General features: G+C 58.7%; 13 protein-coding genes, 1 tRNA gene and 1 pseudogene. 1 reads left to right on the forward strand and 14 read right to left on the reverse strand.

The genetic code is table 11. The annotated features are described in order from the left end of the window. From AAHB08_RS09120 to AAHB08_RS09130, 3 genes and pseudogenes are all read right to left on the reverse strand, one after another. Positions 1-209, reverse strand: a pseudogene (locus AAHB08_RS09120) (type VI secretion system tip protein VgrG); the annotation flags it as partial. Between the two features lie 411 nt (positions 210-620). Further along, positions 621-1,139 (reverse strand): type VI secretion system effector Hcp1, encoded by a 519-nt coding sequence (hcp1, locus tag AAHB08_RS09125; RefSeq protein ID WP_025327970.1) that lies wholly within the window; start codon positions 1,137-1,139, stop codon positions 621-623. 231 nt (positions 1,140-1,370) lie between these two features. Next, positions 1,371-2,138 carry a LuxR family transcriptional regulator gene (locus tag AAHB08_RS09130; protein WP_342058744.1) on the reverse strand — a complete coding sequence of 256 codons (768 nt, stop codon included), beginning with the start codon at positions 2,136-2,138 and terminating at the stop codon, positions 1,371-1,373. A 575-nt stretch (positions 2,139-2,713) separates the two neighbouring features. On the opposite strand from AAHB08_RS09130, the gene AAHB08_RS09135 reads away from it, so the two are divergent. Further along, entirely contained in the window at positions 2,714-4,204 is a 1,491-nt protein-coding gene (locus AAHB08_RS09135; protein ID WP_342058745.1) for a SulP family inorganic anion transporter, read from the forward strand. A gap of 616 nt (positions 4,205-4,820) precedes the next feature. Here the strand turns inward: AAHB08_RS09135 and AAHB08_RS09140 are convergent. The 11 genes from AAHB08_RS09140 to AAHB08_RS09190 all read right to left on the reverse strand — a co-directional run bounded on the left by AAHB08_RS09140 (position 4,821) and on the right by AAHB08_RS09190 (position 13,498). After that, on the reverse strand, positions 4,821-5,054 hold the full coding sequence (locus AAHB08_RS09140) for a thioredoxin family protein (protein ID WP_005332560.1): 234 nt from the start codon (positions 5,052-5,054) through the stop codon (positions 4,821-4,823). 13 nt (positions 5,055-5,067) lie between these two features. Beyond that, positions 5,068-6,111, reverse strand: a complete 1,044-nt coding sequence (locus tag AAHB08_RS09145) for a permease (RefSeq protein ID WP_342058746.1) — start codon at positions 6,109-6,111, stop codon at positions 5,068-5,070. Between the two features lie 72 nt (positions 6,112-6,183). Next, complete coding sequence (locus tag AAHB08_RS09150) at positions 6,184-7,623, reverse strand: glutathione synthase (RefSeq protein WP_342058747.1); 1,440 nt, start codon at positions 7,621-7,623, stop codon at positions 6,184-6,186. A 110-nt stretch (positions 7,624-7,733) separates the two neighbouring features. Further along, entirely contained in the window at positions 7,734-8,282 is a 549-nt protein-coding gene (locus tag AAHB08_RS09155) for a sigma-70 family RNA polymerase sigma factor (protein ID WP_342058748.1), read from the reverse strand. Beyond that, the gene (gene arsC, locus AAHB08_RS09160; RefSeq protein WP_342058749.1) at positions 8,279-8,710 is read right to left on the reverse strand and encodes a glutaredoxin-dependent arsenate reductase; all 432 of its coding nucleotides are present in this window, start codon (positions 8,708-8,710) and stop codon (positions 8,279-8,281) included. Before arsC ends, AAHB08_RS09155 begins: the two co-directional genes overlap by 4 nt. After that, positions 8,707-9,783 carry an ACR3 family arsenite efflux transporter gene (gene arsB, locus AAHB08_RS09165; protein WP_342058750.1) on the reverse strand — a complete coding sequence of 359 codons (1,077 nt, stop codon included), beginning with the start codon at positions 9,781-9,783 and terminating at the stop codon, positions 8,707-8,709. Before arsB ends, arsC begins: the two co-directional genes overlap by 4 nt. Next, positions 9,783-11,021, reverse strand: a complete 1,239-nt coding sequence (arsJ, locus tag AAHB08_RS09170) for an organoarsenical effux MFS transporter ArsJ (RefSeq protein WP_342058751.1) — start codon at positions 11,019-11,021, stop codon at positions 9,783-9,785. Before arsJ ends, arsB begins: the two co-directional genes overlap by 1 nt. Before the next feature lie 6 nt (positions 11,022-11,027). Further along, entirely contained in the window at positions 11,028-12,044 is a 1,017-nt protein-coding gene (locus AAHB08_RS09175) for an ArsJ-associated glyceraldehyde-3-phosphate dehydrogenase (RefSeq protein ID WP_342058752.1), read from the reverse strand. A 10-nt stretch (positions 12,045-12,054) separates the two neighbouring features. Further along, on the reverse strand, positions 12,055-12,552 hold the full coding sequence (locus tag AAHB08_RS09180; RefSeq protein WP_342058753.1) for a phosphatase domain-containing protein: 498 nt from the start codon (positions 12,550-12,552) through the stop codon (positions 12,055-12,057). A 76-nt stretch (positions 12,553-12,628) separates the two neighbouring features. After that, a complete protein-coding gene (locus AAHB08_RS09185; RefSeq protein WP_342058754.1) occupies positions 12,629-12,997 on the reverse strand; it encodes an ArsR/SmtB family transcription factor in 369 nt (122 codons plus the stop codon). A gap of 413 nt (positions 12,998-13,410) precedes the next feature. Then, positions 13,411-13,498 (reverse strand) — tRNA-Ser (locus AAHB08_RS09190). Positions 13,499-13,664 lie beyond the last annotated feature (166 nt).

Raw genomic sequence — 13,664 nt, forward strand, 5'->3', positions numbered from 1 at the left:
TGCAGCTCGCCGTTGTACCACACCAGCAGCTCGCACGGCTGGTCTAGCACGGCGCCGAAATCCACGTCGGGTTCGGGGCTTGCCAGCTCGAGGCGCAGGCGAAATGGCTGGTTGAGCCCCTCTTCCAGGGCAAACTCGGCCACCACAAAGGTGCTCTCGGGCAGGGCCCCCACCTTGACGGTAAATTGTAATCCTGTGCTGTCTGCCATCAGTGACTCCTTATCCTGCCTGTCCGCTGCTTGCGCCTATCACCATTCAACCGCTGGCGAAGCTCCCACTGCGACGGGCCTGTCGTGGGGGGCAGCGGATCCCCCTGCCGGACCAAGGGCTTGCTATCGAAGAACAGATCCTGACTGGCGACAACTAGCCGAGAGGGGGAAATGCTTAGTGGTCGGCCCCCATGTCACCGAGCAATGCCATGGTGGGACACATCAAGACCGGCCTCTGTTGTGTTTTGCCATCAAGCCGCCTTGCGGCCATATGGCAAAACACAAAAGCTCCGACCACATCCGGTTGAACGGGTCGGAGAAAGCTTGCACGGGTCTGGCGACCGCTGACACTGAAGGCGCCAGAACCCTGGGGTGCACTACAAAGGAATAACGTTGCTAGAGAATCGGGGCTTATGCCTCGATGGGAGCACGCCAGTCATCGGCGCCAGAGGTGCCGGCCACTGTGTGTTCCCAGTCGATCTTGCGATAAGCCATGGAGACCTGGATCAGCTGGGTGAAGTCAGACTTCGCCGGATCCTGGCAGTGAGGCATCTGGCAGTCGATGTCGACTATGGTGGCATCGGTCAGCACGGTAGAGAAGAAGTGCTCCTGCTTGCCTTCCACCGAGGTGCGGTACCACTTCAGGGTCACTTTCGGCAGCATCTCGCCGGAGGCCAGGGAGTTGTACATCAGCGGTACGGCCTTGTTCAGGGCCACGGTGAACTTGAACGGCTTGTGGACACGCTGGCCCGCTGGCTGACCGGATTGCGGATCGGTCGGGACGGTGACGATGTGCTGGAACTCTTGTACCAGCATCTCGTCTTCGTGACCCTGCACGAAGATGTTGCCGACGGAGTCGGAGGTGAAGGCACCGGCGGTGATGTTGCCCTGGGTTTTACCTTCGATGCTGATATAACATGGAGTTGGCATGAGTTTGCTCCTGATGGGTTGAACGGTAATGACACTCGACCGAAACCATTAGCAGTGACCATGCCATCCTTTTTAATTGAGCAATTTCAATAAGTTAACATCTCATCACGACAATGCCGCAGCATGTGCGGCGCAACAACTTGTGCCTTTCAACGTTTTCATCCACCAATCATTGCCTGACCAGTTCAATATTCCGTTTTTTGAGCAACGCATTGCGCCATGCGGACGAGATCACTGCTGTTCATCCACATTGGCAACGGACGCCAGCTCCACATTCAAGCGGACGACCCCCTGCTTGAGTGCCCAGGAGATGGCCTGGCACTTGCTGCTCGCCCCCAGCTTGATCACCACATTGTTCAGATGAAATGTCACCGTACGGGGGGTGATCCCCAGGATCTGGGCAATATCGCTCACCTGCTTGCCCTCCGCTGCCCAACGGCATACTTCCAGTTCACGCAGGCTCAGGGCATCGTGAGGTGACGACCCCACCAGACAAATCCGTACCACGGCCTCGAAGATATGCATGGACAACCAGGTCAGTGAAGGCACGACCGCCAGCCACTCCTGCTCGCTGCGAGGTTCACGGGTGATCAGGGAGAGCAGACCCACATGCCCGTTGGCGCCATGCCAGGGGAAGGTGATGCCGTCACGCAACCCAGCCTCCTGCGCCAGCGTCATGACTGCCAGGCTCTGCTCATCACATGCCCCCTGCGCCATGAGCTCGGCCCACAGAATGGGCGTGCTCTGCACCATGCCACGCTGCACCACGGGATCGATGGCAAAGAAATTTGCCTGGGTATACGCATCCACCCAGTCTTGGGGGCAACCATTGAAGATGATGACATCCGGGCGTTGTATGGTGCTGGGAAACAGCAGAGCCAACCGGAAATAGTCAAAACCTGCCTGTACCGTCAACTGGCGCAGCAACGCCACTATGGTGCGTTCATCGCTGGCCTGCTCGAACCGGGCGATGAGGTCTAATGCGTAGGTTGCATTCATGTTATTAAGTTACTTATAAACGGTGACCATATTGTTTAGCATGAATCCCAATAGGGGCTGAATAACATGCCAACAAGTGGAAACAACACAGAGGCCTGATGCTTGAGCCATCCGGGTGAGGTGGCTGAATGGCAGGCCCCTTTAGAACAGGGATCGCCAATAGAGAAACATGCTGCCAATGAAACAAAGGTAGAATTTAACTACTTAAATACAATGTATTACATAGTGAACATATGACGATTGCACTTAAAACAAGCATTTCTCGCTTAAAAAAGAGAGCGTGATCACCAGCGTGCCTGAACCTCCCGGGCAATCTTTCTGCAATAAAGCCCCGGGCTTTCATGCCGCCACCCAGGCTGTTAACATGCGCTCCCTATGCCTGTTTTACGCTCTGGCGTGACCGTCACGCCGCCCTGACTCACCCTCTGTGCCGTCTGATTCCGGTTGCCCCAACCGGAGCGTTTTTGTTCACCCCTCACATACCAATACAACAATGCGATCCTGCCAGAATGCCACCTGACCCCAGATCTATGGCAACGAGTGGTCATGGATCCTCAACGAGCGAGAAAATCCCCATGCTGGAACGTGCAAGACAAGAGTGGTTCTCCAACATACGGGGCGATCTGCTGTCGGGTATCGTCGTCGCCCTAGCACTGATCCCGGAGGCCATCGCCTTCTCCATCATCGCCGGAGTCGACCCCAAGGTCGGCCTCTATGCCTCCTTCTGTATCGCCGTGGTCATCGCTTTTGTCGGGGGTCGCCCCGGCATGATCTCCGCCGCGACCGGCGCCATGGCGCTCCTGATGGTGACCCTGGTCAAGGAGCATGGCCTGCAATATTTGCTGGCGGCGACCCTGCTCACCGGCCTCTTCCAGATAGCGGCGGGTTACCTCAGGCTCGGCAGCCTGATGCGGTTCGTCTCCCGCTCCGTGGTCACCGGCTTCGTCAACGCACTGGCCATCCTGATCTTCATGGCCCAGTTGCCGGAACTCACCAACGTCACCTGGCAGGTCTATGCCATGACCGCAGCAGGCCTTGGCATCATCTATCTGTTCCCACTAATCCCCGTGGTGGGCAAGCTGGTGCCCTCCCCGCTGCTGTGCATCGTCATCCTGACGGCGGTGGCCATCACCATGGACATCGATATTCGTACCGTGGGCGACATGGGGGAGCTGCCCGATACCCTGCCCATCTTCCTGTGGCCCGAGGTGCCTCTCAATCTGGAAACCCTGGCCATCATTTTCCCCTACTCTGCGGGTCTGGCTGTTGTTGGCCTGCTCGAATCCATGATGACGGCGGCCATCGTCGATGATCTGACCGATACCCCAAGTGATCGCAACCGCGAGTGCAAGGGCCAGGGGTTCGCCAACATAGGCGCAGGCCTGATGGGCGGCATGGCGGGGTGCGCCATGATTGGACAGTCCATCATCAACATCAAATCCGGCGGCCGCGGTCGCCTCTCCACCTTTGTGGCGGGCACCCTGCTCATCCTGATGGTGGTCTTCATGGATGAGTGGATCCGCCAGATCCCCATGGCGGCACTGGTGGCCGTGATGATCATGGTCTCTATCGGAACGTTCTCCTGGGTGTCAGTGCGCAACCTGAAGACCCACCCTATTTCCACCAGCATCGTGACGCTGGCCACCGTCGCTGTGGTGGTCGCTACCCATAACCTGGCGCTAGGGGTCTTTGTCGGGGTACTGCTCGCCTCCCTGTTCTTCGCCAACAAGGTTGCCCGCTTCATGCTGGTCAAGAGCGACAGCGAGCGCAACGGCGCGGTGCGCACCTATCAGGTTCGGGGCCAGGTATTCTTCGCCAGTGCCGAGCAATTCTTTGCCGGCTTCGACTTCAAGGAGGTGGTGGAAAAGGTGGTGATCGATCTCACCCATGCCCATTTCTGGGACATCACCGCCGTCACTGCGCTGGACAAGGTGGTCACCAAGTTCCGCCGCGAGGGGACTGAGGTGGAGATCCTCGGCCTGAACGAGGCCAGTGCCACCATAGTCGATCGCTTCGGGGTGCACGACAAACCGGAAAAAGTGGAAAAACTGCTGGCTGGCCACTGATCACGAAAACGAATCCATCCTGACAAACATTGCTGCCTCTATCGATGGCTCCCGACCATAACGACGGTGTGCGATGCCGTCGCATGAGCCTCTGCCAACACGGAGTTGCCCATCTCCCTGTGGCACATAGTGGAGAAAAATGCGTTTGAAGGACCAGCCGCGCTTTCCCGCAGCACAGGTCTTGGCAACCGCGAGCACCTGCTCAAAGCGCTCGCCGAGCTGGATCATCAGCGCAGCCGTCTCGCCCAGAAGCAGGGTCGCCTGCTACTCAAGAGCGCCCAAGGCGAGCAGTCCGCGGCTCAAGAGGTTGCTGCGAGATCTGGCGATGGGCGGTACGCAGTGTGATGAGCATGAACGCCAGCTAGCGCAGGTCAGCCAGGTGCTGAAGAGTGCAGCGTTCGAGGTCGATACCCAGTTGCGCCAGGAGACGTCGCCGCCGTGCTCAGCCGGCATGCCATCGAGGTGGGGAACAATCTTATCGTGATGGGGCTTATGACCATTCAGGTGTCAGACAATTTATCGTGGGCAGCAGCACCACGGGGATACTGAAAACCACCAATACCGCGGTGCTCTTGCTGAGATAGGCAACCGGGGGCGGGTCAACCCGCCCCTGTATTCATCCGAACCAGCTTAGCACCGCCTCTCTGGACGGGATCCCTCCGGCGTGGACTACCTTGTCATCGATGACGACTGCCGGCGTCGACATCACCTTGTACTTCATGATCTCGGGCAATGACTCCACCTTCTCAAGCTGGATAGAGATCCCTAGCTCATCCACGACCTGCTGAATGAGTTGCACCGTGTTCTTGCAGTTGGCACAACCCATGCCCAGCACTTTGACCTGTTTCATCTCACACTCCTCATCAAGACATTAACGGCGACACGACATTCAAAACCCACCCAACCAGCGTGAAGGAAACCAGCAGCACCAGCAGCAAGGTGCCCAGCAACTGCCATTTCATCACTTGTTTAAGCAAAATAAACTCGGGAAAACTGGCGGCCACCGTGCTCATGCAAAACGCCAGTGTCGTGCCAATGGGCAGGCCGCTCACGATCAGACTCTCCATCACCGGGATCACCCCGGTGGCATTGGAGTAGAGGGGGATGCCGATTAAAACCGCCGCGGGCACTGACCACCATTGGCCTGCACCAAGGTGTGAGGCAATCCAGCCCTCAGGAACAAAGCCATGGAGTGCGGCGCCGAGCCCCACACCGACAATGACCCAGAGCCAGATACGCTTGAAGATGGTGAGGGTTTCTGCCTTGGCGAAGGCATGACGCTCCAACAGCGATAGGGGCGGCGCCATCGTATCTGGCTGGGTCACCTTATTGTGGTCATGCCGCCCCTGCTTGAGAGCCTCTGCGGCAAAATCGGCCAGCCAGCGCTCGGCCTTGATCTTGTCCAGAAAGGCACCTCCCAACATGCCAACCGCCATGCCGACCACCACGTAAATCAGGGTGAACTTCCAGCCAAGCAGGCTGACCAGCAACAGGACGGCCACTTCGTTGATAAGCGGTGAGGTGATGAGGAAGGCCATGGTGATCCCGAGCGGGACACCGGCCGAGGTAAAGCCCAGGAACACCGGGATACTCGAACAGGAGCAGAAGGGGGTAATGGCACCAAAGCCGGAGCCCAGTAAATAACCCAACCCCCTGTGCTTGCCCGCCAGATAATCCCTCACCCGTTCGACATTCAGGGAGGCCCGCAGCATGCCCACGATGTAGATCATGACCAGCAGCAGCGCAAAGATCTTGCTCACGTCCTCCACGAAGAAATGCAGTGCATCCCCCAGTCTGGTTTGCGGGCTCAGGCCAAGCTGCTGGTAGATCAGCCAACTGGCGAGGTCGGTAAAAATCTGAAACATAATGGCTCCATCAACATCGGTGATATCCAGAAGACGTTGCATGTCACCAAAGGATGCTCATATTTTTCGTTTTTCTTGCTAGCGCCGCGATCTCGTGGTTTTCGCCTCCCTCCATCAATCACTGAATACCAGCGAGTCAAGGACACCTTGCCCGCTATGAACGCCCCCTTCTGTCGATTCGGCCGATTTGCTACGGATCAGATATCCCGCAAAGCTCTGCTCCGCACTGGCTGGATTACCATCGATCTGAACGGTGAACATCCCCAGTTCGCTGATCAAATCCGTCACCCGATGCAACTCCCCTTTGCGCACTACCCAGGCTGGCATCGCTCTGGGGACAGGATGCAAACGGCGCATCAACGACCAGGCCTGAAATTGCCGGGGATCCAGTGTTGCCAGTTTTACCTGAATGTCCGCCCCAAACAGACAATGCCCACCCCCCTCTCCCTGGTTTTTAAGTACCCAGCTATCGGAGGGCGCCGCTTTTACAACCTGGATGCTATCAGGGGTCACAGGGTGCATCTCACCCAGCCGGTGTCTCACGGCGTCGGCCTCTTGCGGGGTCAAGCCAAATGCGACCAATCCATCTTCTTCCAGGCAGGACAGCAGCATTTGTACTCGCTTGCTGGTCGCCAACTGCTGAGCGACAGTGGCATTGACGGCGACTCTGTGTCGTTCAATCAACACACGGGTCGCCATCAACGCCTGGCAACATCTCTGCTCGTTGAGATCGGCAGCCTCATAATCCGAATATTGGTATCCGGCACGCAGGTAGACGGTATCGAGTGGACCGATCCCATGGAGGATCAGCCTGTCGTTGGCGCCCGTGCTCAGTTGATTATGCAGTTCGCGAAAGGTTCTGCGCTGTGTCTCTATCCCTCTCTGCTGGAGAGCAAGCTCAAGCAGATGTTGATCAAACACATTGTTTTCATGCTCCTGCACTATCATCAGAAACCTGGCCGGGCCGGGGTCGCCAAACTCGCGCTTAATCTTGAACGTGGCCTCGGCAATGCCTGCTGACAACCCTTCAATGGCGTGATTGCAGACAAGCTCACCCACTGTCTGATGCGACTCCTGGATAGAGATGGCAGGCCATTGCCGTCGTAGATAGCGGTGCAGCTCATGGATCCGCTGGCCAAATGGTCCCATGCCAGCGGCGATGCCATTGAACTCGACCAGCTGGTGACCATTGCGCCTATCGTCCATAAAATCGCTGCGCATGATGAGCAAGGGTAGCCTGGGCGCGCTGCCGGGTGATGAATGTATGTGTTGATGCATGCTGAGCAGGGCTGATAAGAAGGGATCTCCCGCCGCGATGGGATGAATGGCATCGTATAAAAAACCATGACCCTCAGAGACGGCATAGATCAGCTTGCTCAAGGTCTGCGCCACGCCTTTCAAATGTTGGTAGTCTCCCCGGCTGATCGGTGTCGGCGTCAGGGTAAACGGTGTATGCACGGCAGAATACAGCGACTCCTTGAAGGCCACGCCGTGAGTCAATGCCCACTCTATCGCATCATCTCTGACTTTCTGGATCTCAAGAGAACTCATCATATGTTCCTGATTGTTGACTCACTACCCTCAAAACCGGGTTGCAGCACGCATATCCCATGGCGATCGGCCTATCTCCATCAGCAACAGCGTGTCTGGAGGTTCTGGGGGATTCACTTCACCACCGGGGTGAAGCAACAGACTCGACCGGCCTCATCCAGCCTGACCTGACAGTCCAGAGAGAGCTGCTGACGCAAGCGTTCCCTGGCCCGCAGCAAACGGGACTTGGTGGCAGCCTGGGTCAAACCATGCCTGACAGCAAAGTCCGCCTGCTTCATCCCCTCCAGATCACAGTGTCTCAGGATCTCCCTGTCACTCTGCGCCATTCTCTCCAGCACCCTCGGCAGACAGGAAGCAAGCGAATCCACCGCATCGAGCTCACCTTGCGCCATCGCCAAATCGTCGTGCAGTGGCAACCAGGTGCGCTGCCTGCGGCTGTTATCGATCAGCAGATGTCTGGCGACTTCAAACAGCCAGGCCCTGGCATTCTCGATGGCGCAGAACTTGCTCTGCTGGCGGATTGCCCGCAAGAAGGTCTCTTGCAGCAGATCATCGGCATCCATCGGGCTGCCAGATTGCTTGAGCAGCCACCCATAGAGCTCATGTTCATGCTGTTGCCATGCCGTCATCAGGCAGGGGGGCGCACCGGTTGGTTGGGTCACTTGATGCGTTTTCCTTGTGCATCCACCACCTGCTCCCCATCCTCCTTGCTGAAGGCCCCTTGCTGAGGGCTCGGCAAGATATCCAACACCATCTCTGACGGGCGGCACAACATGGTGCCAAGCGGCGTCACCACGATGGGCCGGTTGATCAGGATGGGATGCGCCAGCATGGCGTCGATCAAGTCGTCATCGCTGAACCTCTCCTCGGCCAGTCCCAGCCCCTCATAGGGCGGCACATTCTTGCGCAGCAGGTCCCGCACCGGCATCTCCATGACGGCAATCAAGGCCACCAGGGTCTCACGGTTCGGCGGTGTCTCCAGATAGTGGATAACGGTCGGCTCAACGCCCGAGTTGCGGATCAGCGCCAGCGTATTGCGCGACGTGCCGCAGGCCGGGTTGTGGTAGATGGTAATAGCACTGTCACTCATGCCTGCGCCTCCGCTTTGCCATAGTGGCGCTTCATGCGCAGGGCCACGTTGACCAGAGCGATCAGCACGGGCACCTCTACCAAGGGGCCGATGACGCCGGCGAAGGCCTGATCCGAACTCAAGCCAAACACGGCGATGGAGACCGCGATGGCCAGCTCGAAGTTGTTGCCGGTGGCGGTAAAGGCGATGGAGGCGTTCTTGTCATAGGGAATACCCAGCTTCTTGCCCACCAGGAAGCTGGTGAAGAACATGAGCACGAAATAGACCACCAGGGGCACGGCGACCCGCAGCACATCCATGGGCAGCTCGACGATCATCTCCCCCTTGAGACTGAACATCAGCACTATGGTGGCCAGCAGGGCGATCAGCGTGATGGGGGAGATGGCCGGAATGAAGCGCTCGGTGTACCACTTCTCCCCTTTTGCCTTGACCAGATAGTGACGGCTCAAGAAGCCTGCCAGGAAGGGAATGCCGAGATAAATCAACACGCTCTGCGCGATATCCAGCATGGTGATGTCCACTGCGAAGCCCTGCAGGCCGAACAGCGGCGGCAGCACGGTAATGAACAGCCAGGCCAGGAAGCTGTAGGTGAGGATCTGAAACGCGCTGTTGAGGGCCACCAGGCCCGCACCGTACTCCTTGCTGCCACCGCCGAGATCGTTCCACACCAGCACCATGGCGATGCAACGCGCCAGGCCGATCAGGATGAGGCCCACCATGTAGCCCGGCTGATCATGCAAAAACACCAGGGCGATGACGAACATCAGGATGGGACCAATCAACCAGTTCATCACCAGTGAGAGGGTGATGGCCTGACGGTCACGGGTCATAGTGCCCATGGTGGCGTAGTTCACCTTGGCGAGCGGCGGATACATCATCAGGATAAGGCCGATGGCCAGCGGCACATTGGTGGTGCCGACCGACATAGCCTCATTCCACTGGGCCACCTGAGGGAAGAGATAACCGATCCCCACCCCGATGGCCATGGCGACGAAGATCCAGAGGGTGAGATTGCGGTCAAGAAAACGCATTTTTTTGCTGACGGGCAGATCGCAGCAGGCATTGGTACTCATCAAGAGACTCCCTGAGAGGATGAAACGGGCGGCTGCTGGCGGGGCAAACCGATTGAAATCAGCGCCGCCAACAGGACAAAGAGGGTGGAGATCCAGAGGCAGGCCTCAAGACCGTAGAGCTGGAATACCAGCCCGGAGAGCAGGGTGCCGAGCAGGCGTCCCAGGGCATTGGCCATGTAGTAGAAGCCCACATCGAGCGAGACCCCGTCAGAGCCCGCGTAGCTGACGATGAGGTAGCTGTGCAGGGAGGAGTTGATGGCAAACAGGGCGCCGAACACCATCAGCCCTCCCACCAGGCTGATGGCCGGGTGCAGATCGTAATGAAGCGCCAGGGCAATCAGGGCCGGTGTCAGTGCGAGTAGCAGTGCCCAGCGCATCGCAGCCTTGCCATCGGGCACCCGCCCCTCTCGCTTGCCGGTAAAGCGGGGGGCCTGGGTCTGAACCACGCCATAGGCGATGATCCAGAGCGCCAGGAAGCCCCCCACATACCAGTGATCCCAGCCAAGGCTGGATGCGAGGTAGACAGGCAGTGCCACCACAAACCAGACATCGCGGGCACCGAACAGGAACAGGCGGGCGGCGGAGAGGTAATTGATGGCGCGGCTCTTGGAAAAGATCTCCCTGAACTTGGGCTTGTTTTTGGCTTTGCCCAGATCCCGTTTCAGGGTCAGCATGCTGATGCACCAGACCAGCGCCAACGCCAGTGCCATGACCAGCACGGCGCCCTGAAACCCGAGCAGGGTCAGCAGGGCGCCACCAAGGAAAAAGCCCATCCCTTTCAAGGCATTCTTCGAGCCGGTCAGGAGTGCTACCCACTGGTAGAGCTGACCCTGCGCCTCTCCCGGCACCAGCAACTTGATGGAGCTCTTGGCACTCATCTTGTTGAGATCTTTGGCCACTCCCGAGAGTGCCTGCGCCCCCATCACCCAGGGCACCGTCAGCCAGAGCGGCGGCACCAACAAGATGCCCAGCGCCAGCACCTGGAGGGCGAGGCCGATGTTCATGGTGCGGTTGAGCCCGAGGCGAGCACCGAGCCAGCCCCCCACCAGATTGGTGACCACCCCGAAGATCTCGTAGAAGAGAAACAGGGAGGCGATGGCCAGCGGGCTGTAACCCAGCCCATGGAAGTAGAGCACCACCAACATGCGCAGGGCGCCATCGGTCAGGGTAAAGGCCCAGTAGTTGCCGGTCACCAGCAGATACTGGCGAGCCTCGGGGGAGAGTCGGGTCAGTGCCATGGCGGGTTATCCTTGCGCCTTGTCCATTTGACCGACCATGCGCATCAGCTCGGCGGTGCGGTTGGCATAGCCCCACTCGTTGTCATACCAGGCGTAGATCTTCACCTGGGTGTCGTTGACCACCATGGTGGAGAGTGCATCGATTGTGCAGGAGCGCGGATCCGTCTTGTAATCCACCGACACCAGCGGGCGCTCTTCATAGCCCATGATCCCCTTGAGCTCGTTCATCGCAGCAGCCTTGAGCAGGCCATTGACCTCGGCTTCGGTGGTGGGACGGTTCACCTCGAACACGCAGTCGGTGAGGGAGGCGTTGGCCAGCGGCACCCGCACCGCATGACCGTTCAGCTTGCCCTTGAGCTCGGGGAAGATGTGGGTGATGGCGGTGGCAGACCCCGTGGTGGTGGGGATCAGGCTCAGGCCGCAGGCGCGGGCACGGCGCAGATCGCTATGGGGGGCATCCAGAATGGTCTGGGTGTTGGTGATGTCATGAATGGTGGTCATGGAGCCATGCTTGATGCCGAGCTGCTCGTGGATCACCTTCACCACGGGCGCCAGACAGTTGGTGGTACAGGAGGCCGCCGTCACTATGGGGTGCTGCGCCTTGTCGTAGAGATGGTGGTTGACCCCCATGACGACATTGAGGACCCCCTCTTCCTTGACCGGCGCGGTGACCACGACCCGCTTCACCCCTTGCTCCAGATAAGCATTGAGCAGGGCCTTGGTTTTCATCTTGCCGGAGGCCTCGATCACCACATCACAGCCGGACCAGTCGGTCTGGCCTATCTCCTTGTTGCGGGTGCAGAGGATGCGATGGTTACCGATCACCATCTCATCCCCCTCGCTGCTGGCTTCATGGTGCCAGCGGCCATGGACCGAATCGAAGATGATGAGGTGTGCCAGGGTGGCGGCATCCCCAGCCGGGTCATTGATGCGCACAAACTCCACATCCGCCCAGTCGAAGGCGGCGCGAAACGAGAGGCGGCCCATGCGGCCAAACCCGTTGATACCCACTTTGATGGTCATGCTGTTTTCCTTAACCGGCGAATGCATGGTGGTTGTGGAGGTAGTCGAGGTGCGCTGCCAATGTCAGCGCCTTGGGGCGCAGCCCCTGTACCAGCGACTTGACCTGTGTGGGGGCGTAACCCGATTCCAGCAGCAGGATGGCCGCCATCAGTCCGGTACGTCCCGAACCGCCACGGCAATGAATGGCCAGGGTCTGACCTGCCGCCAGACGCGCCAGCAGATCCGCCTTGTGGTTGGCAAAGGCTTCGGCAAACGGTGCTTCGGGGGCGCAATCGTCCTCAACCGGCAGCTGGAACCAGGCCAGCCCCAAGGCCTCACACTCGGCGGGCAAGTCATCGGCCTTGAACCGCACCAGCTCGGCCCCCGGCATCAGGGTGATCACGGCATCCGCTCCGGCGGCTTGCAGGGTCTTGAGGGAGTCCAGCAAGGAAGCCTCCCTAGTGCCGGGACAGGGGGTGAAGACAAGGCGGGCGCCGTTGTCCAGGTTCAGGATGTCAAAGGGGTGCATGATAAGCAGTGGCTCCATGTCTCGTCAGGATGGGAGTGGGAATGGGGGCTCGGCATGCGGCGATGCCGGGCGGGCGTCAGCACGACTCGTCGCAACAGGGCGAACGCGGCTGACCATTGGCGCCCAGGGGATGGATCTCCGCCAGACCGCAAGCCTCCGGATGACCGGCGCAGCACTCTTCGGTGAGATAACCGATCAAATCGAGCATCAGGGGAATGTTGGCGCGATAGCGCAAGAAACGCCCCTCCTGCTCCACCGAGAGCAGGCCCGCGTGCAGCATGGCCTTGAGGTGAAACGACAGGGTGTTGGGGGCTAGGTCCAGCTCGCTGGCCAGCTGGCCGGCCACCTGCCCTTCCAGTCCGGCCTTGACCAGCAGACGCCACACATCGAGGCGAATACCGGATGCGAGGGACTCGAATACCTTGGTGGCGATCTCTTTGTTCATGGGACTTTCCCTTAATTCATTTCATGAATTCAACTATACAAGAAATATTGAAATGATCAATGCAACCAGTCCCTTCAACGTCCCCCCATGATCTGCCGCTCCCAGGGGACGGACGAGTGCGATACCAACCTTCCATCCAGATTGAGCGCGCGCTCTTCCGGCTCTGCCACCCATCGATGCCTATCGACAGTAGGGAGCTAGCCTGACCCAGGCGATCCGCTCGGGACATGTGCAATGCTCCGACATGATGGTGCTTCTGACGGGGAACCTGATGGGTGGCCTGAGATCGGCCGCGCCGACGCGGTGAAATGGCGGTGAAATGTAAGAAGAGAATGGCGTGGACGAAGGGATGGGAAATGAAAACTCGCAGATACGAAAAAGCCCATCTCATTCAATGAGATGGGCCGTATAGATGGCGGAGGAGGTGGGATTTGAACCCACGGATGGTCGCCCATCGCCGGTTTTCAAGACCGGTGCATTCAGCCGCTCTGCCACCCCTCCGCAGCAGTGCGACGCATATTACTCATGACGATCCCCCTTGTAAATCCCCGCTCTGTTCGTTTGCCGATTTATTGGGCTAAATGGCCAACAAACCCCGCAAACGCCACCCCAACCGTGCTTTTTCCACCGGATGGCTTGACTTGAAAACAGACTCACCCACTATAGT

Source organism: Aeromonas sp. OTU364 (genome assembly GCF_038440395.1).
Classification (GTDB): domain Bacteria; phylum Pseudomonadota; class Gammaproteobacteria; order Enterobacterales; family Aeromonadaceae; genus Aeromonas.